The 22,856-nt window shown below is 67.2% G+C and carries 21 protein-coding genes and 1 other RNA gene; 13 read left to right on the forward strand and 9 right to left on the reverse strand.

The features are described from left to right. Positions 1–19: 19 nt before the first annotated feature. Genes BX604_RS35455 through lipA form a run of 3 tightly spaced genes read left to right on the forward strand, consistent with a single transcriptional unit; the run spans position 20 to position 3,112 of the window. Positions 20–1,024, forward strand: coding sequence for an alpha-ketoacid dehydrogenase subunit beta (locus tag BX604_RS35455; protein WP_098556214.1), 1,005 nt, complete (start codon positions 20–22; stop codon positions 1,022–1,024). Between the two features lie 4 nt (positions 1,025–1,028). Next, positions 1,029–2,144 carry an acetoin dehydrogenase dihydrolipoyllysine-residue acetyltransferase subunit gene (locus BX604_RS35460; RefSeq protein WP_098556216.1) on the forward strand — a complete coding sequence of 372 codons (1,116 nt, stop codon included), beginning with the start codon at positions 1,029–1,031 and terminating at the stop codon, positions 2,142–2,144. Positions 2,145–2,146: 2 nt separating this feature from the next. After that, positions 2,147–3,112: a lipoyl synthase gene (gene lipA, locus BX604_RS35465; protein WP_098556219.1), complete on the forward strand. Its 966-nt coding sequence runs from the start codon at positions 2,147–2,149 to the stop codon at positions 3,110–3,112. A gap of 13 nt (positions 3,113–3,125) precedes the next feature. Here the strand turns inward: lipA and BX604_RS35470 are convergent, their stop codons facing one another. From BX604_RS35470 to trxA, 8 genes are all read right to left on the reverse strand, one after another. Further along, positions 3,126–4,487, reverse strand: coding sequence for an MATE family efflux transporter (locus BX604_RS35470; RefSeq protein WP_098556576.1), 1,362 nt, complete (start codon positions 4,485–4,487; stop codon positions 3,126–3,128). 2 nt (positions 4,488–4,489) lie between these two features. Further along, positions 4,490–6,247: an ArnT family glycosyltransferase gene (locus BX604_RS35475; RefSeq protein ID WP_098556222.1), complete on the reverse strand. Its 1,758-nt coding sequence runs from the start codon at positions 6,245–6,247 to the stop codon at positions 4,490–4,492. 218 nt (positions 6,248–6,465) lie between these two features. Beyond that, entirely contained in the window at positions 6,466–6,732 is a 267-nt protein-coding gene (locus tag BX604_RS35485; RefSeq protein WP_098556228.1) for a type B 50S ribosomal protein L31, read from the reverse strand. Between the two features lie 156 nt (positions 6,733–6,888). Next, complete coding sequence (locus tag BX604_RS35490) at positions 6,889–7,722, reverse strand: zinc-dependent peptidase (protein ID WP_098556230.1); 834 nt, start codon at positions 7,720–7,722, stop codon at positions 6,889–6,891. Positions 7,723–7,760: 38 nt separating this feature from the next. Further along, positions 7,761–9,317 carry an MFS transporter gene (locus tag BX604_RS35495; RefSeq protein ID WP_098556233.1) on the reverse strand — a complete coding sequence of 519 codons (1,557 nt, stop codon included), beginning with the start codon at positions 9,315–9,317 and terminating at the stop codon, positions 7,761–7,763. After that, positions 9,314–9,814, reverse strand: coding sequence for a MerR family transcriptional regulator (locus BX604_RS35500; RefSeq protein ID WP_098556578.1), 501 nt, complete (start codon positions 9,812–9,814; stop codon positions 9,314–9,316). The genes BX604_RS35495 and BX604_RS35500 overlap by 4 nt, the downstream gene beginning before the upstream one ends. Positions 9,815–9,939: 125 nt before the next feature. After that, positions 9,940–11,202: a transcription termination factor Rho gene (gene rho / locus BX604_RS35505; protein WP_006478662.1), complete on the reverse strand. Its 1,263-nt coding sequence runs from the start codon at positions 11,200–11,202 to the stop codon at positions 9,940–9,942. 195 nt (positions 11,203–11,397) lie between these two features. Beyond that, positions 11,398–11,724 (reverse strand): thioredoxin TrxA, encoded by a 327-nt coding sequence (gene trxA, locus BX604_RS35510; protein ID WP_006402348.1) that lies wholly within the window; start codon positions 11,722–11,724, stop codon positions 11,398–11,400. Between the two features lie 415 nt (positions 11,725–12,139). Here trxA and ffs point away from each other — a divergent pair. The 10 genes from ffs (at position 12,140) to BX604_RS35560 (ending at position 21,771) form a co-directional block, all read left to right on the forward strand. Next, positions 12,140–12,238, forward strand: an RNA gene (ffs, locus tag BX604_RS35515) — signal recognition particle sRNA small type. 127 nt (positions 12,239–12,365) lie between these two features. Further along, positions 12,366–14,783, forward strand: coding sequence for a DNA polymerase III subunit gamma/tau (locus BX604_RS35520; RefSeq protein ID WP_098556236.1), 2,418 nt, complete (start codon positions 12,366–12,368; stop codon positions 14,781–14,783). 94 nt (positions 14,784–14,877) lie between these two features. Beyond that, entirely contained in the window at positions 14,878–15,204 is a 327-nt protein-coding gene (locus BX604_RS35525) for a YbaB/EbfC family nucleoid-associated protein (RefSeq protein ID WP_014896896.1), read from the forward strand. 40 nt (positions 15,205–15,244) lie between these two features. Next, complete coding sequence (recR, locus tag BX604_RS35530; RefSeq protein WP_098556239.1) at positions 15,245–15,841, forward strand: recombination mediator RecR; 597 nt, start codon at positions 15,245–15,247, stop codon at positions 15,839–15,841. Positions 15,842–15,888: 47 nt separating this feature from the next. Next, complete coding sequence (locus BX604_RS35535; RefSeq protein WP_098556241.1) at positions 15,889–17,094, forward strand: CaiB/BaiF CoA transferase family protein; 1,206 nt, start codon at positions 15,889–15,891, stop codon at positions 17,092–17,094. Between the two features lie 222 nt (positions 17,095–17,316). Next, positions 17,317–18,078 carry a 5'/3'-nucleotidase SurE gene (gene surE, locus BX604_RS35540; RefSeq protein ID WP_098556244.1) on the forward strand — a complete coding sequence of 254 codons (762 nt, stop codon included), beginning with the start codon at positions 17,317–17,319 and terminating at the stop codon, positions 18,076–18,078. After that, entirely contained in the window at positions 18,075–19,007 is a 933-nt protein-coding gene (locus BX604_RS35545) for a protein-L-isoaspartate(D-aspartate) O-methyltransferase (RefSeq protein ID WP_098556580.1), read from the forward strand. The genes surE and BX604_RS35545 overlap by 4 nt, the downstream gene beginning before the upstream one ends. A 5-nt stretch (positions 19,008–19,012) precedes the next feature. Further along, complete coding sequence (locus BX604_RS35550) at positions 19,013–19,894, forward strand: peptidoglycan DD-metalloendopeptidase family protein (RefSeq protein WP_098556247.1); 882 nt, start codon at positions 19,013–19,015, stop codon at positions 19,892–19,894. Positions 19,895–19,905: 11 nt separating this feature from the next. Continuing rightward, positions 19,906–20,991, forward strand: a complete 1,086-nt coding sequence (gene rpoS, locus BX604_RS35555; RefSeq protein ID WP_098556249.1) for an RNA polymerase sigma factor RpoS — start codon at positions 19,906–19,908, stop codon at positions 20,989–20,991. A 3-nt stretch (positions 20,992–20,994) separates the two neighbouring features. Then, entirely contained in the window at positions 20,995–21,771 is a 777-nt protein-coding gene (locus BX604_RS35560) for a 3'-5' exonuclease (RefSeq protein ID WP_098556251.1), read from the forward strand. A gap of 28 nt (positions 21,772–21,799) precedes the next feature. Here the strand turns inward: BX604_RS35560 and BX604_RS35565 are convergent, their stop codons facing one another. After that, positions 21,800–22,654, reverse strand: a complete 855-nt coding sequence (locus BX604_RS35565; RefSeq protein ID WP_098556254.1) for an endonuclease/exonuclease/phosphatase family protein — start codon at positions 22,652–22,654, stop codon at positions 21,800–21,802. Between the last annotated feature and the right edge of the window lie 202 nt (positions 22,655–22,856).

Consider the following 22,856-nt stretch of genomic DNA (forward strand, 5'->3'; position numbering starts at 1 on the left):
AACATTCCAGGAGACAGACATGGCAAGGAAGATCACTTATTCGCAGGCGATCAACGAGGCGCTCGCGCAGGAAATGGCGCGCGACGACAGCGTGATCGTGATGGGCGAGGACAACGCGGGCGGCGCGGGTGCGCCGGGCGAGGACGACGCGTGGGGCGGCGTACTCGGCGTGACGAAGGGGCTGTTCCACAAGTTTCCGGGCCGCGTGCTCGATACGCCGCTGTCAGAAGGCGGCTACATCGGCGCGGCGGTCGGCGCGGCTGCGTGCGGGATGCGGCCCGTCGCGGAACTGATGTTCATCGACTTCATGGGCGTGTGCTTCGACCAGATCTTCAACCAGGCCGCGAAATTCCGCTACATGTTCGGCGGCAAGGCGGTGACGCCGGTCGTGATCCGCGCGATGTACGGCGCCGGCCTGCGCGCGGCCGCGCAGCACTCGCAGATGCTCACGTCGTTGTTTACGCACATCCCGGGGCTGAAGGTCGTGTGCCCGGCGACGCCGTATGACGCGAAGGGGCTGCTGATCCAGTCGATCCGCGACAACGATCCCGTGATTTTCCTCGAACACAAGCTGCTCTATACGCGTGAAGGCGACGTGCCTGAGGAATCCTATGCGATTCCGTTCGGCGAGGCGAACATCGTGCGCGACGGCGACGACGCGACCATTGTCACCTACGGCCGGATGGTGCATCTCGCGACCGACGCGGCCGCCAAGCTCGCGAAGGACGGCATCCAGGTCGACGTGATCGACTTGCGCACGACGTCGCCGCTCGACGAGGAAACGATCCTCGAAAGCGCGGAGCGTACCGGGCGCGTGGTGGTCGTCGACGAAGCGAACCCGCGCTGCTCGATCGCGACCGACATCGCCGCGCTCGTCGCGCAGCGCGCATTCCATTCGCTCAAGGCGCCGATCGAACTCGTGACCGCGCCGCACACGCCCACGCCGTTCGCCGGCGTGCTGGAAGACCTGTACATCCCGTCCGCCGATGCGATCGCGCAGGCGGTACTGAAGACGAGGAGCTAACACGATGTCGATTCACATGATCACGATGCCCAAGTGGGGGCTGTCGATGGAGCAGGGCCAGGTCAACGGCTGGCTGAAGGCGCTCGGCGAGCGCGTGACGAAGGGCGACGAAGTGCTCGACGTCGAGACCGACAAGATCTCGTCGGGCGTCGAGTGCGCGTTCGACGGCACGCTGCGCCGGCAGGTCGCGCAGGAAGGCGAGACGCTGCCGGTCGGTGCGCTGCTCGGCGTGGTCGCCGCGGCCGAGGCGAGCGATGCCGACATCGATGCGGCGATCGCCGAGTTCCAGCGCGATTTCGTGCCGAGTGCGGCGTCCGACGAAGCGGCCGGCCCGCAGCCCGAGAAGGCGCAGATCGGCGGGCGCACGGTGCGGTTCCTGAAGCTGGGCGACGGCGCGGGCACGCCCGCCGTGCTGATTCATGGCTTCGGCGGTGACCTGAACAACTGGCTGTTCAACCATGCGGAGCTCGCCGCGCACCGGCCCGTATGGGCGCTCGACTTGCCCGGCCACGGCGAATCGGGCAAGGCGGTCGACACCGGCAGCCTCGACGAACTGGCCGACGCGGTGCTCGCACTGCTCGACGCGCAACACATCGAGCGCGCGCACCTGATCGGCCACTCGATGGGCGGCGCGATCGCGATGGCGGCGGCCGAGCGTGCGCCGCAGCGCGTCGCGTCGCTGACGCTGATCGCGAGCGCCGGGCTCGGCGCCGAGATCAACCGCGGCTACATCGACGGTTTCGTCGCCGGCAACAGCCGCAACACGCTGAAGCCGCATCTCGGCGCGCTGTTCGCGGACAACGCGCTCGTCACGCGGCAACTGGTCGAGGATCTCGTCAAGTACAAGCGGCTCGAAGGTGTGCAGGCTGCGCTCGAGAAGATCGCGAACGCCGCGTTCGACGGCGCCGCGCAGCGCCGCGTGTTCCGCGACCGCGTCGCGTCGCTCGCGCCGCGCACGCTCGTGATCTGGGGCGAACGCGACCAGGTGATTCCCGCGCAGCACGCGCAGGGCTTGCCGGACGGCGTGCGTGTCGAGGTGATCGCCGGCAGCGGTCACATGGTGCAGATGGAGGCGGCTGCCGACGTGAACCGCCTGATCGTCGCCTTCCTCGGAGACTGACGATGGCCGCCGCGCTCGAACGACCCAGCTTCACCGCGCTCGGCCAGCCGGGCGCGAGGAGCCGCGACAAGCTCGCACGCATTCCCGTGCGCGTCGAGCCTGCGGCCGGCGCGGCGTTGCCGAAGCCGCCGTGGCTGCGGGCGCGGCCGATGATGAGCGGGGCGGTCGCCGACATGGCGGCCGTGCTGCGCGATCACCGGCTGCATTCCGTCTGCGAGGAGGCGATGTGCCCGAACATCGGCGAATGCTTCGCGCAGCGCACGGCGACCTTCATGATCATGGGCGGGCTGTGTACGCGGCGCTGCCCGTTCTGCGACGTCGCGCACGGCCGTCCCGAGGTGCTCGACCCGGACGAGCCCGCGCGGCTCGCCGACGCGGTCGCGGCGCTCGGGCTGCGCTATGTCGTGATCACGTCGGTCGACCGCGACGACCTGCGCGACGGCGGTGCCGCGCATTTCGCCGCCTGCATCGCGGCGGTGCGCGCGAGCGTGCCGGGTATCGGCGTCGAGGTGCTGACGCCCGATTTCCGCGGCCGCGTCGCGCGTGCGCTCGACGCGTTGTCGGTGGCGTGGCCGGACGTGTTCAATCACAACATCGAGACGGTGCCGTCGTTGTATCGGGCGGCGCGGCCGGGCGCCGACTACCGCGGCTCGCTCGAGCTGCTCGCGCAGGCGAAGGGCGCGCGGCCGACGCTCGTGACGAAATCGGGATTGATGCTCGGGCTCGGCGAGCGCGACGACGAGGTGCGGGACACGCTGCGCGACCTGCGCGCGCACGAGGTCGACGTGCTGACGCTCGGCCAGTACCTCGCGCCGTCCGCGCACCATCTGCCGGTGCGGCGCTACGTGAGCCCGAACGAATTCGCCGCGTGGCGCGACGAGGGGCTGGCGCTCGGTTTCAGGGAGGTGGTTGCCGGCCCGCTCGTGCGCTCGTCGTATCACGCGGCCGACGTGCTGGAGGGGGCGTAGGCTCGGCGGCGCGTCAGGCGCGCGCGGGCACCGGCAGGTGGGCGCGGCTCACGCGCCGCAGGTACAGCGCGAGCCCCGCGCCCGCCAGCATCAGGCTGATCGTATTGGCGAACCAGAAGCCGCGCGCGCCCGTCAGCCACGCGGGTGCGATGCCGCCGACGTCGAAGCCCACCACGTAGCCGCCGCCGAGCCCGACGCCCCACAGCGCGATCGCGTAGATCACCGTCGGCACGACCGCGACCTTGTACGCGCGCAGCACGAAGGCGGACGTGATCTGCAGTGCGTCGAAGAAGTGATAGCAGGTGACGATCGCGACGAGCGGCAGCGCCGCGGCTGCGACGGCCGGATTCGGCGTGTAGCCGCTGACGATCAGCGGACGCAGCGTGAACACGAGCACGCCGTATGCGGCGGCGATCCCGCACGCGAGCATCACGCTGTGGCGTCCGAGCAGCCGTGCCTCGTCGAGGTGGCCGGCGCCGAGCGCGCGCGCGACGAGCGTCGACGCCGCCACGCCGATCGACAGCGGTGTCATGTACAGCACCGCGCCGATGTTGCCGGCGATCTGGTGGCCGGCGAGCGTCGTCGTGCCGAACTGTGCGATGAAGAGCGCCATGCACGTGTACGACGTGACTTCGATCAGGTACGACAGGCCCATCGGCACGCCGAGCTTCAGGATCGCCTTCTGGCGTGTCCACACGGGCCAGCAAAAGCGCGAGAAGATCGACAGCGGCGCAAATACGTCGAGCTTCGCGAGCAGCGTGAAGCCGATCAGCGCGAGCGCCCAGTTGATCAGCGTGCTCGCGAGCCCGCAGCCGGGGCCGCCGAGCGCCGGCACGCCGTAGCCGCCGAAGATGAACCACACGTTGAGCGGAAACTTGAGCAGCAGCGCGCCGATCTGCAGGATCATCGCGAGCCGCGGCTTGCCGGCCGCGTTGGTCAGCGCGTTGTAGATCCGGAATGCGAGGCTCGCCGGCAGGCCGTACGATAGGATGCGCAGGTAATCGACGGTGCGGTCGTGCAGCGCGGGCGGCGCGTGCGCGATATGCAGCAGCGGTTCGGGAAAATGCAGCAGGAGGAAGCCGGGGACCGCGAGCATCAGCGCTAGCCACAGCGCCTGGCGCACTTCCTCGCCGATCTCCGCATAGCGTCGCGCGCCGTACAGTTGCCCGGTGATCGGCTGCAGCGCGGACAGGATGCCCGTCATGCCGATGTAGACGGAGACGTAGATCGACGAACCGAGCCCGAGCGCGGCCAGGTCGATGGCCGAGTAGCGGCCGACCATGGCCGTGTCGATCACGCCGAACGCGATGATCGCGAGCTGGCCGACGAGCACCGGCCATGCGAGGCCGACGATCCGGCGGATGTCGGCGAACAGGGTCAATCGACCACCCGGTGGCGCGGGCCGCGCCGCTTGATCGGCGTCTTCGGCCGTTCGATGCGCTCGTACAGGCGGAAGCGCTCGTCGCGGTCGGCGACGCGGCGGCCTTCCCACACGAGACGCCAGACGTATTCCGACATCGCGCTCGGTTCGCCGAAGTCCGCGCGGTCCTGGCGCAGGATCACGTCGCAGTCGCCCGAGAATTCGAAATGCATGTCGCCGAAGTACGCGAAGGTCGCGATCTGCGCATCGCCGAGCCGCACCGGCGAGATGCACTCGTAGTCCTTCGGCAGATGCGACGCGATCTGTTGCGCGACGTCGCTGTAGGTCCGGCCGTAGTTGACGATCGGCAGCCACAGTGTCATCAGCAGTACCCACATCAGCGTGGTGCCCGCACCCGACAGCACGACGCTGCGCCACAGCACCTTCGGCTGGCGCGAGATGCGCCAGCGCACCAGCATGAACCAGCAGACGGTGACGATCACCGCGCAGACGAACGACAGGATCTTGAAATGCGGTTCGTAGCCGGGCACGAGACGCGCGAGGTTACGCGCGAGCGGATGCGGGAAACCGGTGAGCGACGCGAGCCATACGAGCCACACGAACGAGCCGAGAATCGTGAAGCTGAGCACCGCGAACCAGTCGATCGCATTGATCGCGCCGCGCTTGAGGGTCGGCAGCGCGAAGGTCGCGAGCACCGCCAGCGGCGGCAGCAGCAGCATGTACATGCGGTTCGACTGCTGGCTCTGCAGGATCACGAGTGCGACGAGCGGCACCACGACCGACAGCGGGATCGCGATGTGCGCGCGGCGGCGCATGCCGGTCCAGCTCCACCACGCCCAGATCGCGAGCGGCCACGCGGGCCACGTGAAGAGCGGCAGGTTCTTCGCCGCATAACCGAGCACTTCGGTCGGCGGGCCCGAGAAGCGCATCAGGCTGCCGTGGATCCACTGGTTAAAGAACCAGGCGGCGTCGTCGGGCGCCGCGTTGAGCGCGGCGAGCGGCCACAGCGCGAAGATCGCGGCCGCGAGCGGCACGCCGACCAGCGGCAGGCGCAGGTTGCGCATCTCCGGCGTGACGAGCCACAGCGCGGCCGTGCCGGCGAGCAGCGCGACGACCAGCACGGGGTTGCCGGACAGCGCGACGAGGCCGATCGCGACACCCCACCACAGCGCGCCCTGCATCGGCTTGTCGATGCCGCGCACGATGCCGTACACGAGCATCGCGATCCATGCGAACTGCGCGAGCTGCGGCGTCGTTTCGTGGCCGCGTTCCGCGAGTCCGAAACAGGCGACGAGAATCAGCAGCGCGCCGTCGGCGAGTGTGCGGCCGTAGTCGCGCGGCTCGGGCTCGCCGCCGAAGGCGTACTTGAACGGCTGGACTTCAGCACGGCGGCCGAGCAGATAGGCGGCGTACCAGACGAACGCGCACGCGATGCAGAACAGCACCCCCGTGTCGACGCGCGAGGCGTTGCTTGCGTCGACCCACGGCGCCAGCGCGCGGATCGACAGCGCGCCGAGCCAGTAGCCGAGCGGGCCGTCCGTCGTGATGAACTTGCCGACGAGGTTCGGCAGCAGCCAGTCGTGCCACTGGCCGGTGGCCATCGTCCACATCACGCCGAAGCCCGCCGCGTCCTCGTTCTTCCACGGGTCGCGGCCGAACAGGCCGAACGCCGCATAGACGAGGCACAGCGTGAGCAGCAGCCAGCGCGGCAGCGCGCGCGTGGCGGAGGCGGTCAGACGAACGACAGGCTTCATGCAGATGAGCGATTTGTTATGAGCGGGCGGCCGGTGCGGTCATGCACTGACGGCGCCGGATTCGAGCATCCGGCATTGTAGACGCGCCGGCCATTGCGCGTCGGACGATTGCCTGGCGCCGGCCGGCGGTGGTCCGGCGAGCGGAGACAAAAAAGGGCAGCCTGAGCTGCCCTTTCGTGCGGTACCGGTGCGTTGCAACCACCGGATCGGTGCAAAGCTTACTTTGCAACAGCCTTGCCGTTGGCGCGCGCGCCAAACTTGTTCTTGAACTTCTCGACACGGCCTGCCGTGTCCATGATCTTTTGCTGACCCGTGTAGAACGAGTGCGATTCCGACGACACTTCGATCTTGGCGAGCGGGTAGGTCTTGCCTTCGTGGTCGATGGTTTCACGCGTCTGGATCGTCGAGCGCGTGATGAACTTGAAGCCGTTCGACATGTCTTGGAAGACGACTTCGCGGTAATTCGGGTGGATGCCTTCTTTCATGGTCTTTCCTTGGTGAGAGCGGTAGCCAACCCGCCGCTTGCCGTGCCGGATCGCGCGATGTGCGCGAATCAGCCGACGTCAAGCTCGGCGCGAGCCACTTGCCTAAGGTCGAAAAACGGCGATTATGCCAGAAAATCAGACGGTTGACGAATATTTTCAACGTGCATCGAGCGCGCCGGTGCCGGCCGGATCCTGCCGGTAATAGCGGGCGAGCAGCCGGTAGAGTTCCGGAAATTCGGACTCGAACGCGCGCGGTCGCACGAACAGCGCTTCGCTGCACACCGCGAAGAATTCCGACGGGTGATCGGCTGCATAGGGATCGATCAGCGAGTCGCGCTCGAAGCGCGCCCACGCCCGGTCCGGCACCGCGTCGACCCGTGCGCAGAACTGGTCGTATGCGTGTTCGAACACGTCGGCCCATGCCTGCGCATCGAGGTGCGGCGCATGCCAGCGGCGAAAAAGAGGGGGATATCCGTCGGCCGCGCCGTTCACCATGTCGATCTTGTGCGCGAACTCGTGGATCACGACGTTGTACGCGTCGCGGCCGTCGGTCATCTGCGCGTCTTCCCACGACAGGATCACCGGGCCGCCTTCCCATGCTTCGCCGCTCGCGTCCTGCTCGACTTCGTGCACGACGCCGTCCTCGTCCTGCACGGTCTTGCGGATCACGAACTCGCCCGGATACACGACGACGCCGACCCAGCCGTCGTACAGCGACAGGTCGAGGTTCAGCACGGGCAGGCACGCCTGCGTGGCGATCGCGACGACCATCGCATCGGTCAGCTCGAGCCCGTGCGCGGTCGAAAACGACTTCTTCGCGATGAACAGGCTCGTCAGCTCGCGCAGCCGGCCGATGTCGCCCGGCGGCAGCGCGGCGAGGAACGGCAGCCGCTCGACGGTTTGCTGCCACAGCACATCGGGAATCGGATGGCTGCGCAGCGCGCGGTCGCGGCGGCGATCATCGAACCAGCGGGTCAGTTTCGAAAGCATGGAGACGGCGAACGGAAATCCAAAGCCTGTCTTTTAACTCAATCGATCTCTTTTTGCCATGCCGCAAAGAGGCCGCCGATGAGCGCGATGCCCGCGAGGAAATAGAAGCCGTCGAGCGATGCGAGGAACGACGCCTGTTGCGTGACCATTCGCGCGATCGCGGCGATCGCGAGGCTGTGCGCTTCGTTCAGCGCGTGGCCGGCCGCCGCATAGCTGCGCGTGAGGGCGTCGACGGTTTGCTGGAACACCGGATCGAACACGTTCGCGCGCTCGACGAGCCGCGTCTGGTGCACGGCCAGGCGGTGCTGTTCGACGATGATCACCGACGACGTCGCGAACGAAATCGTCAGCTGCCGCACGATGTTCTTCAGCCGGTAGCCGTGCGTGTATTCGTCGATCGCGAAGATGCGGAACGTCAGGTTCGCGACGGGCAGCACGATGAACAGCAGCAGCAGCCCGCGCAGCAGCAGCGGGCCGATCAGCGCGGCTTCGCCGACCTGCGGCGTCATCCGCGTCATCCACAGCGCGGCGGCGATCGCGATCGCGAACCCCGGCACGACGAACCATTTCTTGTGCGTGACGAGCTTCGCGTAGCGCAGGTACGCGAACAGCGCGGTGGCCGAGATCAGCGACATCGAGCCGACCAGGCGCCCGGCGTTCTCGACCGGATAGCCGAGGCCGCCTTCGAGCATCCGGGAAGTCAGGTAACTGAAAGCCGTCGACTCGTAGTAATAGAACATGTACAGCAGCAGCCCGACCTGGAACGTGCGCTCGCGCAATGCGTGCAGCCGCACGAGCGGCGTCGGATGGTTCCACTGGTGATACGCGAACCACGCGAGCGCGCCGAGGCCTGCGATCGTCAGCAGGATCAGCATCGGCGAGCCGCTGTAGAGCTGGTAGTGCACCTGCTGCAGCACGATCTGCAGCGCGCCTTGCGCGAGCGCGAACACGACGTACGGCCAGAAGTGCCCGGAGCCGCGTTCGTCGTCGGGCGTCCTGCCCGAATCGGGCAGCGTGAGCAGCGCGAGGATCGCGAACGCGATGCCGGCGGGCGCCGTCCATGCGAACAGCGCGCGCCACGTCGAATGCGCGACGAGCAGCCCGCCGACGATCGGCGCAAGCGCGCTGCCGAGCAGGATCATGATCAGGAATGCGCGCGTGGCGGGTGGCCGTTCCTGCGGCTTGAAGCTGATCTGGATCAGGATCCGGCATGCGCCCATCATCGGCCCGATGAAATAGCCCTGAAAGCCGCGCGCGAACGCGAGTTCGAGCGACGTGTCGGCGAGCGCGGCCGCGATCGCGCCCAGCGAGAACATCAGCATGCAGCCGGCGACGTAGCGGCGATGCCCGAGCCGGTCGACCCACCACTGCTGCTGCAGGATGCCGAGCACGGCCATGACCGCATACGCGCTCGATGACCACACGAGCTCGTCGGGCGACGCGTTGATGCCGCCGGCAATGTAGCTCGCGAAGAACGAGAAGGCCGCGTTGTCGAAATAGTCGATGCCGGTGACGAGCGCGAGCGCCCACGGGAACAGGTCCGCACGCAGGTTCGCGCGGCTCCACAGCGGCGAGCGGCCGGGCGCGAGGTTCATGCCCGGGCCTTGCGCGTGCGGCGCGTGCCGGCTTCGGCCTGCCGCTGCGCGATCAGCGCATCGGGGTTTTCGCCAGCGAGACGCCGTTCGATGTAGTCGATATCGTGTTGCAGTTCCTTGCGCAGCGCGACGGCTTCCTTCAGCTCGCGCTGGACCGCCGCGATCCGCTCGTCGAGCGTGTCGATCTGTTCGGTGAGGCTGGTGCGGATTTCGCGCAGCGACGTGTCCGAGTAACGGCGCCGGCCGTCGCCCGTTTCTTCGAGCGGGCGCTTGAGCATCTCGGTGATGCCGTGCAGTGAGAAGCCGAGCGAGCGCAGTCGCAGGATGCGGGCAAAGCGTTCGAGATCGGCCTCGTCGTACAGCCGGTAGCGGCCCCCGCTGCGTGACGGCGTGACGAGCCCGCGCTCTTCGTAGTACTTCAGCGTGCGCGGCGTGACGCCGAGCCGCGACGCGGCGTCGCTTACGGTCAGCAGCGAAGGGGAGGCGTCGTTCGGCATCGGGGGGAATTCGATCAGCAGGATGACGCGATTATAGATCAACCTGTACGTTCACGTTCAGGTTGGAGCAAAAAAACGGCCGCCGGGCGCAACGCGTGGGCGGCCGTTCTTGCGGGCGAGGGCGATCAGCCGCCGCGGCGCATCAGGTCGAAGAACTCGGAGTTGCTCTTCGTCTGGCGGATCTTGTCGAGCAGGAATTCCATTGCCTCGACTTCGTCCATGTCGTGGATGAACTTGCGCAGCACCCAGATCTTCTGAAGGATCTCGGGCTTGATCAGCATTTCTTCGCGACGCGTGCCCGACTTGTTCAGGTTGATCGACGGATACACGCGCTTTTCCGCGAGACGGCGCTCGAGGTGCACTTCCATGTTGCCGGTGCCCTTGAACTCTTCGTAGATCACGTCGTCCATGCGGCTGCCGGTTTCGATCAGCGCGGTGCCGATGATCGTCAGCGAGCCGCCTTCCTCGATGTTGCGCGCCGCACCGAAGAAGCGCTTCGGACGCTGCAGTGCGTTCGCGTCGACACCGCCCGTCAGCACCTTGCCCGATGCCGGGATCACGGTGTTGTACGCACGTGCGAGACGCGTGATCGAGTCGAGCAGAATCACGACGTCGTGCTTCATTTCGACGAGGCGCTTGGCCTTCTCGATCACCATTTCGGCGACCTGCACGTGACGCGTGGCCGGTTCGTCGAACGTCGACGCGATCACTTCGCCGGCGACCGAACGCTGCATTTCGGTCACTTCTTCAGGGCGCTCGTCGATCAGCAGCACGAACAGGATCACGTCCGGGTGGTTCTGCTTGATCGCGTGTGCGATGTGCTGGAGCATCACGGTCTTGCCCGACTTCGGCGACGCGACCAGCAGGCCGCGCTGGCCCTTGCCGATCGGCGCGATCATGTCGATGATGCGGCCCGTGACGTTCTCTTCGCCGCGCATTTCGCGCTCGAGCGACAGCGGCTTGTTCGGGTGCAGCGGCGTGAGGTTCTCGAACATGATCTTGTGTTTCGAGGCCTCGGGCGGCTGCCCGTTGACTTTGTCGACCTTCACCAGCGCGAAGTAGCGCTCGCCGTCCTTCGGCGTGCGGACTTCGCCTTCGATCGTGTCGCCGGTGTGCAGGTTGAAGCGGCGAATTTGCGACGGGCTGATATAGATGTCGTCGGTGCTCGCGAGGTACGACATTTCCGGCGAGCGCAGGAAGCCGAAACCGTCCGGCAGCACTTCGAGCGTGCCGTCGCCGAAGATCGTCTCTCCCGTCTTGGCGCGCTTTTTGAGAATGGCAAACATCAACTCCTGCTTGCGCAGGCGGTTCGCGTTTTCGATCTCCAGGCCATTGGCCATTTCGATCAGTTCGGAGACGTGCAGAGACTTGAGCTCGGATAAATGCATACGGAGAACCCGCCAGGGAGGAGAAGCGACGAAAAGAAATAAAGGGAGGAGGGCGAGCGGAGGCGCTCTGAGACTTAATGCGTCTTGTAGACGTTTTTTGATTCTAGCATATGCCGATTCGTGCCTGAGCGGCCGATCGGTGGCTTGACGGCAGACGTGTTGTCGGTTGACAACACGTCTGCGGAACGGCCGGTATTACAGGTGGCTGTCCAGGAATGCGGTGAGCTGCGACTTCGACAGCGCGCCGACCTTCTGTGCGGCGGCCGCGCCGTTCTTGAACAGGATCAGCGTCGGGATGCCGCGCACGCCGAACTTCGCCGGCGTTGCCTGGTTGTCGTCGACGTTGATCTTCGCGATCTGCAGCTTGTCGCCGTAGTCCTTCGCGACTTCGTCGAGAATCGGGGCGATCATCTTGCACGGGCCGCACCATTCGGCCCAGAAGTCGACGAGCACGGGCTTGTCGGATTTGACGACGTCCTGTTCGAACGATGCGTCGCTGATGTGTTTGATCTGTTCGCTCATTGGGTCAATACCTCTTACGGTTCGGGGACTGCCTGCTTGGCGCGTTGCGGCGCTCCGGCTGCCTATTGGCTGCCGGCCGCTGCGGCAGGTAGCTCCGCTCTCCGGAAGGAGGGGCGTAAGCGCTGCGTGGCGCGGCTCGCGGGTCGTTCGGGCGTCATATTAGCCTAAATTGCTATCTGCTGCGGGCGGCGATAGTAGCCGCTTCACGAGTAGGGGTACGACACGCCGTTCGACCGTTGCGTTTCGAAGGTGGAGGCCTGCGTGTGAAATACAAGGGCCTCTGTCGATGACCATCATATATGTGTGTGCTTGCGCAGGCTTTGCGATCGCGCCGCGCGCGCCGGTTTGCGCAATCCTTCGCATTGTTGCGAACAAACGGTCGCATTCGGCCGGAAGCGGTGATAGAATATGCCGTGACGGGCCTCCTCGCATGGTGGGGCGGTGAACCTGGTCAGGTCGGGAACGAAGCAGCCACAATCGTTTTCTGCCAGTGCCGAGGGTTGGGCTCGTCACCTTTCCTCTCGCCCCATTCGCCGGGCGATTTTTATTTCTGCGTCATTCTCTGTTTTCCCCGCGCTTTGCCCGTCTTCCGCACCGTTTCGCGTGTCGGCGCGACGCAGCGTTACTGATACAATTTCCCGATGACCTATCAAGTTCTCGCACGCAAGTGGCGTCCGAAGGATTTCGCTTCGCTCGTCGGCCAGGAGCACGTCGTCAGGGCGCTCACGCACGCGCTCGACGGCGGGCGTCTCCATCACGCCTATCTGTTTACCGGAACCCGCGGCGTCGGCAAGACGACGCTGTCGCGGATCTTCGCCAAAGCGCTCAACTGTGAAACCGGCGTCACGTCGCAGCCGTGCGGCGTGTGCCGCGCGTGCCGCGAGATCGACGAAGGCCGCTTTGTCGACTACGTCGAGATGGACGCGGCGAGCAATCGCGGCGTCGACGAGATGGCCGCGCTGCTCGAGCGTGCCGTGTACGCGCCCGTCGATGCGCGCTTCAAGGTCTACATGATCGACGAAGTGCACATGCTGACGAACCACGCGTTCAACGCGATGCTGAAGACGCTCGAGGAGCCGCCGCCGCACGTCAAGTTCATCCTCGCGACGACCGATCCGCAGAAGATTCCCGTGACCGTGCTGTCGCGCTGCCTGCAGTTCAACCTGAAGCAGATGCCGGCCGGGCACATCGTGTCGCACCTCGAGCGCATCCTCGGCGAAGAGCAGATCTCGTTCGAGCAGCAGGCGCTGCGCCTGCTCGCGCGTGCCGCGCAGGGCAGCATGCGCGATGCGCTGTCGCTGACCGACCAGGCGATCGCCTATTCGGCGAACGAAGTGACCGAAGCGGCCGTGTCGGGCATGCTCGGCGCGCTCGACCAGACCTACATGGTGCGCCTGCTCGATGCGCTCGCCGCCGGCAACGGCCCGGAGATCCTCACGATCGCCGACGAGATGTCGCTGCGCAGCCTGTCCTTTTCCACCGCGCTGCAGGATCTCGCGAGCCTGCTGCACCGGATCGCCTGGGCGCAGTTCGCGCCGGGTTCGGTGCTGGACGAATGGCCGGAAGCGGCCGACCTGCGGCGCTTCGCGGAAACGCTGAGCCCCGAGCAGGTTCAGCTGTTCTATCAGATCTCGACGGTCGGGCGCGCGGAACTCGGCCTTGCGCCGGACGAGTACGCCGGCTTCACGATGACGCTGCTGCGGATGCTCGCGTTCGAGCCGGCCGTCGGTGCCGGCAGTGCGCCCGGCGGCCAGCCGGTCGCACCGCGTGCCGTGCCCGCGCCGCGGGCGGAAGCGGCTGCTGCGCCGGCGGCTGTGGCCAGGAAGCCGGCAGCGCCTGCGCAGGCAGCACGGCCGCAAACTGCTGCTGCTCCGGCTGCTCCGGCTGCTCCGGCTGCTCCGGCTGCTCCGGCTGCTCCGGCTGCTCCGGCTGCTCCGGCTGCTCCGGCTGCGCGTCCGTCGCCTGCGCCATCCGGCGATACGGCAAACCCCGCTGTCGTGAAGCCTGCGGCCGCACCGGTTGCGGTCGATGCGCCGGTTGCGCCGGCACCGCAGCCGGAGGCCGACGCGGTACCGGCCGACGCGGTACCGCAAGCGGCAGCAACGAACGATGCGCCGCCCGCTGTCCGCAAGGAACCGGAGCCGCCTGTCGCGATCGAGCGTAACGACGAACCCGCATCGTCGGCCGAACCGGCGCCGCGTGCTGCGCCGGCCGAGCCGGCTGCGCGTGCCTCGGCGCGCGGTGGCGCAGCGGCCGCACTCGACGTGCTGCGCAATGCCGGCATGCGCGTGTCGTCCGAGCGCTCGCGGGCCGGCGCTGCGCCGAAGCCGGCAGCCGCTCAGCCGGCCGCCGAGAAACCGGCTGCGTCGCGTCCCGCCGTGCAGGTGCCGACGCCGCGCGCGGCGGCCCGCGCACCGCAGGCCGCCGACACGCGTCAGGCGCCGCCGCCGTGGGAAGACATTCCGCCGGACGAATACGTGCCGCTCAGCGCGGACGAGATGTTCGGCGGCGCGGCCGATGACGGCTTCGTGCCCGTGTTCGACAGCGGTCCCGACGACGTGCGCATTGCGCCGAAGCCGGCCGAGGCCCGTTCGTCCGCACCGGTCGACACGCGCCCGCTGCCGCCCGCGATCGCGCTCGATCCGGTCGGTTTCGACGGCGATTGGCCGGCACTGGCCGCACGGCTGCCGCTCAAGGGCGTCGCGTATCAGCTGGCGTTCAACAGCGAGCTGACGGCCGTCGATGCGACGACGCTGAAACTTTCCGTGCCGGTGCCGCAGTACGCGGACGCTGCACAGGTCGCGAAACTGAAGGCTGTGCTGGCCGATGCGCTCGGCAAGCCGGTCGAGGTCGCGGTCGAGGTCGGGCCCGCCCGACGCACCGCAGCGGCGCTCGACGCGGCCGCCCGCGCGGCGCGCCAGCGCGAGGCCGAGCAGGACATCCACGGTGATCCGTTCGTCCAGCAACTGGTGCGCGACTTCGGTGCACGCATCGTCGAAGGCTCGGTGCGGCCGCTCGCCGATTCGGCGCCGGACGCGACGCCGCCGACGCTGCATTGAACGAATCGCCCCGCAACAGGCACAATCACGCCCGCACACATTGACCGGTACGCACCGCGTGCCGGTTTTCACACGATCAAGAAGGAGTATTCCCATGTTGAAAGGCAACCTCGCCGGACTGATGAAGCAAGCGCAGCAAATGCAGGAAAACATGAAGAAGATGCAGGAGCAGCTTGCGCTGATCGAAGTCGAAGGGCAGTCGGGTGCCGGCCTCGTCAAGGTGACGATGACCTGCCGCAACGAAGTGCGCCGCGTGGCGATCGACCCGAGCCTGCTCGCGGACGACAAGGACATGCTCGAGGATCTCGTCGCCGCTGCGTTCAACGACGCCGTGCGCAAGGCGGAAGCGACGTCGCAGGAAAAGATGAGCGGCATGACGTCGGGCCTGCCGCTGCCCCCGGGCTTCAAGCTGCCGTTCTGAGCGTAGCGTCCATTTCGCTCGTTCAGCTTTCAGCCGCCGTATGAAACAGCCGTCCGCCCTGTCCGCGCTCGTCGAAGCGCTGCGCGTCTTGCCCGGTGTCGGGCCGAAATCCGCGCAGCGCATGGCATACCACCTGATGCAGCACGATCGGGAGGGCGCGGAGCGGCTCGGCCGGTCGCTGCTGTTCGCGACCGAGAACCTGCAGCATTGCGAGAAGTGCAACACGTTCACCGAAGCGCAGATCTGCGAGGTCTGCAGCGACGACGAGCGTGATCCGACGCTGCTGTGCGTCGTCGAGACGCCTGCCGACCAGATCATGCTCGAGCAGACGATGACGTACCGCGGGCTGTACTTCGTGCTGATGGGCCGCCTGAGCCCGCTCGACGGCATCGGCCCGAAGGAAATCCATTTCGACCGCCTCGTGCGGCGCGCGTCCGACGGCATCGTCAAGGAAGTCGTGCTTGCGACCAACTTCACGAACGAGGGCGAAGCCACCGCGCACTACCTCGGCCAGACGCTGAAGGCCCGCGGGCTCGCGGTCACGCGCCTCGCGCGCGGCGTGCCGGTGGGCGGCGAGCTCGAATACGTCGACGCGGGCACCATCGCCCGCGCGATGCTCGACCGCCGCACGATGTAAGTCTGGCGCCGCCGGCCGGCGGCGCCGTTCTCATGTCAGGGAGACACATGAGCACCAGCCAGGGCCCGCTCGCGGGCGTCAAAGTGCTCGAATTCGGGACGCTGATCGCGGGGCCGTTCGCGTCGCGCCTCTTTGCCGAATTCGGCGCGGAAGTGATCAAGATCGAGGATCCGAACGGCGGCGACCCGCTGCGCAAGTGGCGCAAGCTGCATCCGGAGCAGGGCGGCACGTCGCTGTGGTGGTCGGTTCAGGCGCGCAACAAGAAGTCCGTCACGCTCAACCTGAAATCCGACGCCGGCAAGGCGATCGCGCGGCAACTCGCGACCGAGGCCGACATCGTGATCGAGAACTTCCGCCCGGGCCTGCTCGAGAAGCTCGGCCTCGGCTACGACGTGCTGTCGGCCGACAACCCCGGCCTGGTGATGGTGCGCCTGTCCGGCTACGGGCAGACGGGCCCGTATCGCGACCGACCCGGCTTCGGCGCGATTGCCGAATCGATGGGTGGATTGCGTCACATCACCGGCTATCCCGAGCTGCCGCCGCCACGCATCGGTATCTCGATCGGCGACTCGATCGCCGCGTTGCATGGCGTGATCGGCGCGATGATGGCGCTCCATCACCGCAACATGAACGGCGGCGCGGGGCAGGTGGTCGACGTTGCGCTGTATGAAGCCGTATTCAACATGATGGAAAGCGTCGTGCCCGAGTACGGCGTGTACGGGATGGTGCGCGAGCGTACCGGTGCGTCGCTGCCGGGCATCGTGCCGTCGAACACCTACGCGTGCCGCGACGGCAGCATCGTGATCGGCGGCAACAGCGACCCGATCTTCAAGCGGCTGATGAAGGCGATCGAGCGCGACGACCTCGCCGACGATCCCGCACTCGCGCGCAACGACGGGCGCGTGCCGCGCACGCAGGAAATCGACGACGCGATCGCCGCCTGGCTCGCGCCGCGCACGATCGACGAGGCGCTCGTCGTGCTCAATGCGGCCGACGTGCCGGCCGGGCGCATCTACAGCGCCGCCGACATGTTCACCGATCCGCAGTTCATCGCGCGGCAGATGATCCAGCGTTTCAAGCTGGCCGACGGCACCGACATTCCGCTGCCGAACATCACGCCGAAACTGTCCGATACGCCGGGCGAAACGCGCTGGCTCGGGCCCGAGCTCGGCGAGCATACGGACGAGGTGCTGCGCGGCCTTGGCTACGAGGCGCCGGCGATTGCCGCGCTGCGCGACGCCGGCGCAATTTGAACGTCGCGCACCGCAGCGCCTGGCGCCGGGCCTGCCGACGGAGCGCCCCTTCGACGGGGTGTCCTTCGGCGCGGAAAACCCGGCGCGGCACGGCGTTTCCCTGAGCGTGCGGAACGCCGCCGCGCAATGCGGCGGCGCGCCGTGCGCGACCGTGCAGGCCAGCGGGTCCGCCGCCGCCGGACTGTCGCTCTCGCGCCATCTTTCCTCGGTTACAATCGCCGGATGCGAATCCTACTCAGCAACGACGACGGCTATCTCGCCCCCGGTCTCGCCGCGCTCAGCGAAGCGCTGCAGCCGCTGGCCGACCTCACGGTGATCGCGCCCGAGCAGAACTGCAGCGGCGCATCGAATTCCCTCACGCTGTCGCGTCCGCTGTCGGTGCAGCGCGCGGCGAATACGGGTTTCTTCTACGTGAACGGCACGCCGACCGATTCGGTGCACGTCGCGTTGACGGGCATGGCCGACGCGAAGCCGGACCTCGTCGTTTCGGGCATCAACAACGGCCAGAACATGGGCGAAGACACGCTCTATTCAGGGACAGTTGCAGCCGCCACCGAAGGCATCATGTTCGGCGTGCCGGCCATCGCGTTCTCGCTGGTCGACAAGGGCTGGACCCATCTGGCGGACGCCGCGCGCGTCGCCGCGGAAATCGTCGAGCACTATCTCGCGCATCCGCTGCCGGGCCAGCCGCTGCTGAACGTCAACATTCCGAATCTGCCGTACGACGAACTGAAAGGCTGGAAGGTCACGCGCCTCGGCAAGCGTCATCCGTCGCAGCCGGTGATTCGCCAGACCGACCCGCGTGGCGAGCCGATCTACTGGATCGGGGCCGCGGGCGCGGCGCTGGACGCGAGCGAGGGCACCGATTTTCACGCCGTGGCAAACGGTTTCGTGTCGATCACGCCGCTGCAGCTCGATCTCACGCATACGCAAATGCTGCCTGCAACGCGCGAGTGGGCGCGCGCAGGCGGGCGGGTTTCATGAGCGGCGAGCGCGCGAAGCGGTTCCCGCTCGCGCTCGAAGATCTCAAGCGAGCGCCACGCAAATCGGACGGCCGGGCCGGCGAACGCCATGCGGCGATCGCGATGCCGAAGGCCGCCGACAAGCCTGCGGCCGTGCCGAAGCCGGTCGTGGTGAATCCGGGCGCGGCCCGCGCGACGCTGCACGGTGCGGCGTCGGCGAAGCCGGCGAGCGCACCGAAACCGACCGTGCTGAAGCCCGCGATGCCGAAGCCGGCCGCGCCGAGCGTCGCGCCGGCCGGTGCGTTTGCATTGACGTCGGAACGTGTTCGCGAGCGCATGGTCGAACGCCTGCGCGCGAACGGCGTGACCGACGCGCGCGTGCTGGATGCGATGGCTGCGGTGCCGCGTCACATGTTCGTGGATCCGGGGCTCGCGACGCAGGCCTACGAGGACGCCGCGTTGCCGATCGGCCACCAGCAGACGATTTCCAAGCCGTCGGTCGTTGCGCGCATGATCGAGCTCGCAATGGCCGGCCGCACGCTCGAGAGCGTCCTCGAGATCGGCACGGGTTGCGGCTATCAGGCCGCCGTGCTGAGCCATGTGGCGCGCGACGTGTATTCGATTGAACGCATCAAGCCGCTCTACGAGCGCGCGAAGCTGAACCTGCGGCCGCTGCGCGTGCCGAACATCCGTCTGCATTACGGCGACGGGCGTGTCGGCCTGCCGTCCGCAGCCCCGTTCGACGCGATCGTGATCGCGGCGGCGGGGCTCGACGTGCCGCAGGCGCTGCTCGAGCAGCTCGCGATCGGCGGGCGGCTCGTCGCGCCGGTGGGCGCGCAAAGCGGGCAGCACCAGGTGCTCACGCTCGTCGAGCGCGTCGCGCACGCGCAATGGCGGGAGTCACGGCTTGATCGCGTTTTCTTTGTACCTTTAAAATCCGGAGTGATTTGAAACCGATGAGTATGTTGCGCGCGATGCAAAACAACCGATCCAGGGAACCGCTCACGTTCGCGCAGCGCGCGATCTGTGTTGCTGCGTTCTCCACGCTTCTGGCCGCCTGTGCGACGCGGCTCGACAACGCGCCTGTCGTCGACCGCTCCGGTACGCTCGGCACGACCGCTGCCGCACAGCCGGCGGTGCCGCTCGGCCCGCCGCCGCCTGGCTTTTACCGTGTGAAGCCGGGTGACACGCTGTACCGGATCGCGCTCGAGAACGGGCAGAACTATCGCGACATCGCCACGTGGAACAATCTGGCGAACCCGAACCAGATCGAAGTCGACCAGCTGCTGCGCGTCGCGCCGCCGGGTGGCACTGCGGTTGCGGGTGCGCCGGTTGCCGCGCCGATCGGCGGCGCAGCCGTGGCGACCGCGCCGCTGAGCAGCGGCCCTGCGACGCCGGCTGCCGGCACGTCGTCCGCGATCACGCCGCCGCCTGCCGCCGCATCGAGCGACATGGCAGCCGCGCCGAGCGGCCCCGTCACGTTCTCGTGGCCGGTGCGCGGCCCGGTGCTGAACAGTTTCGACGACGCGAAGAACAAGGGCATCAATATCGGCGGCTCGGCCGGCGAGGCCGTGAAGGCGGCGGCCGACGGCCGCGTTGTCTACTCGGGCAACGGCCTGCGTGGCTACGGCAACCTCATTATCATCAAACACGATGCAACTTACCTCACGGCGTATGCACACAATCGCGCTTTGATGGTAAAAGAGGGGGACGCGGTAACGAAGGGGCAGAAGATCGCCGAGATGGGGAACAGCGATTCCGACCGCGTGATGCTGCATTTCGAGGTTCGCCGGCAGGGTAAGCCTGTCGATCCGCTGAAGTATTTGCCGCCTCAATAACCGAGACGACCATGCCGAAATCGAAGCGCCACGAGCCGCAAGCCGAGTCTGAGAAGATCAGTCGTGCCACGCAAGCATCGGTGGGGCGAGCTGGCGCTTCGACGGACGACGAAGACGACGTCGCGGAAAACGAGCGTGATGTCGAGGCACGCGACGCCGATGCGGACGGTGGCGAAGAGCGCGAGGAGCGCGCGGAGCCGGCACCCGACGTCGACGATTTCCGCGCATTGCTGCAGGCCGAGCTCACGGCCGACACGATCCAGCATTACCTGAACCGCATCAGCGTGAAGCCGCTCCTGACCGTCGAGGAGGAGCAGCGCTATTCCCGTCTCGCGAAGGCCGGCGAATTCGAGGCGCGGCAGGTGATGATCGAGCGCAACCTGCGGCTGGTCGTCAGCATCGCGAAGGGCTACCTGAACCGTGGCGTGCCGCTGCTCGACCTGATCGAGGAAGGCAACCTCGGCCTGATGCATGCGATCGAGAAATTCGACCCGACACGCGGCTTTCGCTTCTCCACCTATGCGACGTGGTGGATTCGGCAGAGCATCGAGCGGGCGATCATGAACCAGGCCCGGACCGTGCGACTGCCCGTGCACGTGATCCGCGAACTGAACCAGGTGCTGCGCGCGAAGCGCCACCTCGAAAAGAATTCGATGTCGACGGGCGAGGCGGCTGAACGCCGCGAAGCCAGCATCGACGACATCGCCTACCTCACCGGCAAGACCGCCGAGGAAGTCACCGACATCCTCGCGCTCAACGAGCACACCGCATCGCTCGACGCGCCGCTCGATCTCGATCCCGCGAGCAGCCTGCTCGACCTGCTGCCCGACGACCAGAGCCAGTCGCCCGACGCCGAAGTGCAGCACCGCGAGCTCGAGACGCTTACGCGCGCGTGGCTGTCGCGGCTGTCCGACAAGCACCGGCACGTGATCGAGCGCCGCTTCGGCCTGAATCACATCGAACCGGCCACGCTCGAGGAGCTGGCCGACGAGATGGGGCTCACGCGCGAGCGCGTGCGGCAGATCCAGCAGGAAGCGCTGGTGCGCCTCAAGCGGTTCTTCGCCTCCAATGGCGTACGCAAGGACGCCGTTCTGTAACTGATGACTCCGATTCTCGTTTTTGACATCGAGACCATTCCCGATGTCGACGGCATTCGCCGTCTGGAAAACCTGCCCGCGACGCTCGACGATGCCGCGGTGGCCGAACATGCATTCGCCGCGCGTCGCGAGAAGACCGGCGGCGATTTTCTGCCGCACTACCTGCAGCGCATCGCGGCGATCTCGTGCGTGTTCCGCGACAACAACGGCTTTCGCGTGCGCTCGCTCGGCACGCCTCAGGACAACGAGGCGGCGCTGGTCCAGTCGTTCTACCGCGTGATCGAGAAATACACGCCGCAACTCGTGTCGTGGAACGGCGGCGGCTTCGATCTGCCGGTGCTCCATTACCGTGCGCTCGTGCACGGGATTCCCGCGACCCGCTACTGGGATCTCGGCGAGGACGACCGTGAATTCAAGTGGAACAACTACATCTCGCGCTATCACTCGCGTCATACCGATCTGATGGATGTGCTCGCGATGTATCAGGCGCGCGCCAATGCGCCGCTCGACGCGCTCGCGAAACTGTGCGGCTTTCCGGGCAAGCTCGGGATGGACGGCAGCCAGGTGTGGACGGCGTTCCAGGACGGACGGATCGAGGAGATCCGCAGCTACTGCGAAACCGATGTCGTCAATACGTATCTGCTGTATTGCCGCTTCCAGCTGATGCGCGGCGGCCTGACCCAGAGCGAGTACGCGGACGAAATCCTGCTCGTGAAGAATTCGCTCGCGCAGGAGCCGGCGGCACACTGGGCCGAATACCTGGGCGCGTTCGACGCATGACGCGAGCGGGCCGCGTCGTCGCCCGCGATCAATCGAGTTCTAGCACCACCGGCTGGTGATCTGACGCGCGCGTGTCGCCGTCGATCTCGCAGCGCGTGACGCGCGGCAGCAACGTATCGGTGACGAACACGAAGTCGCAGGCGAGCGGCCCGTCCGACCACTGCACCGTGTCGTAGACGCCGGCGGTCGGCGGCGGCGTACCGCCGGGATGGCGTGCAATCCAGGCGTCGACGAATGGTGGCGCGCCGGCGATCGGCTCGAGAAGGCGCCGGTATGCGTCGCTGTCGAATGCACTGTTGAAATCGCCGCAGACGATCGCATCGCGCGGCTGGCGGGTCGACGTGAACGGTCCCGTCGCGTTTTCCGCCGGCGCCGGCTGGTCGACATGTGCGCATGCTTCGCGGTGGCGGGCGCGCAATGCGTCGACCTGCGCAAGCCGCTGCCGCGCCGAATAGTATTCCAGGTGCGTCGTGACGACCCGCAGCGGCCCCGACCGCGTTTCGATCTCGACGTCGAGCGCGACGCGCGGCATTGACGGTGCGCGGGCGTCGGCCGGCCACGGCAGCAACTGGCGCAGTACGCGCCCGACCGGCAGCCGGGTCGCGATTGCATTGCCGAACTGACGGCGCGGTGCGCCGGGTTCGAGCGCCGGCAGGTCGGCACCGATCGCTTCGACGATCGTATGGCCGGGCAGCAACGCCGCCAGCTCGGCGAACTGGTCGGGCCCGGGCTGGCCGGGCAGGGCGCCGAAACCGCGCGTGACCTCCTGCAGGCACAGCACGTCGAAGTCGCCGAGCCGCCGGGCGGCGGCGATGGTGCGCGGGAGGTCGACGACGCCGTCCGCGTCCCGGCCCCATTGAATGTTCCAGTCGATCAGTCGCATGGTCGAGTCTCCTGCGAGCAGAATCTATCCCGTCGGTTTGCGGTACCGGGCGTCGGACGAGCCGGCAGCGGGCAAGGTGCGGGTGCTTGCCGGCAGGCCCGACTGGGCGCCGGCCGGTCGGTAGGCGCGTCTGTATCGACGCTTGCGCGACGAAAGCAGGCGATGCGGGCCTTCGTCGTCTACAATCTCGCCTTCTTCAACG

Origin of the sequence: Burkholderia sp. JKS000303, from assembly GCF_002563755.1 — a bacterium.
Lineage (GTDB): Bacteria > Pseudomonadota > Gammaproteobacteria > Burkholderiales > Burkholderiaceae > Burkholderia > Burkholderia anthina_B.